Origin of the sequence: Paraburkholderia phenoliruptrix, assembly GCF_019511605.1 — a bacterium.
In the GTDB taxonomy this organism is placed as follows: Bacteria; Pseudomonadota; Gammaproteobacteria; order Burkholderiales; family Burkholderiaceae; genus Paraburkholderia; species Paraburkholderia phenoliruptrix_A.
In genome coordinates this window covers 1-790 of sequence record NZ_JAEUAV010000067.1, presented here as the reverse complement: position 1 = coordinate 790, position 790 = coordinate 1, and the positions used below count along the sequence as shown (strand labels likewise).

The 790-nt window shown below is 58.7% G+C and carries 1 pseudogene; it reads right to left on the bottom strand.

Features of this window, described 5'->3' with window-relative positions:
• Positions 1 to 362: 362 nt before the first annotated feature.
• Positions 363 to 790 (bottom strand): annotated as a pseudogene (locus tag JNB89_RS30780) (hypothetical protein); the annotation flags it as partial.

Here is a 790-nt window from a genome sequence, read left to right as displayed (position 1 = left end):
GCGGTGTGGGGGGCGGGGTGCTCAGTTACTTACAGAATAAGGTGAGAAAGCCATGAACAAATCGAGCCCGGTGATCACTCAGTCCGTCGCATAAGGCTTTGCGAGCGGCGCGAGGGGAAATTTCTTTTCCTCGCGCCCTAAACATTCACTTTCCCACATTTCCCTAACGCTGCAGCGCGGGAAATTTCGTCCCGTGCAAAAGGACGGATCTATAAGTAGACATCCGTCGTGGGTGGGTTGAAGGCTCATGACGATTGCCAAAGGTACGGCATCGTCAGAATCGCACGCGCAGCAAATGCTGAGAAAGTTCGACGAACGTCACGCGCATTGCGGCCGCTTGCAGCCGCGCGTAGTCCATGCAGTCAGGACGAACGCCCGTAGAACACGTCTTCCACTTCGTTGTATCTGGCCTGCGCGCCGAGCGCTTCGTTTGTCATGAGAATGATGAACAATGCCGGGACCGTCGCATACAGACCGGCGGGAGCGATCGTGACGTCCAGAAAGATTCCCAGAAGACCGCACATACAGGCGATCCCGAGCGTCGTCAGCGGCCTGAAGTAACGCAGTCCAAACTCCGGTTCGGCAGGCGCTGCCGCCCTTTTCGTGCCCGTCACGTTGAGCACGATGCCAGTACCGCCCGACGTGGCAACGATCTGCATGCCTTGGCCGTGCTGCACCATCTCGGCGGCCAGTGCCTGTGCTAGTAGAGCGCTAGCCGGACCGTGTTTGCCAATCGCCTGATCGATGTTGTGCACGGCGACTTTCAGCCCAGCGTCAGACGCCGCCGCGA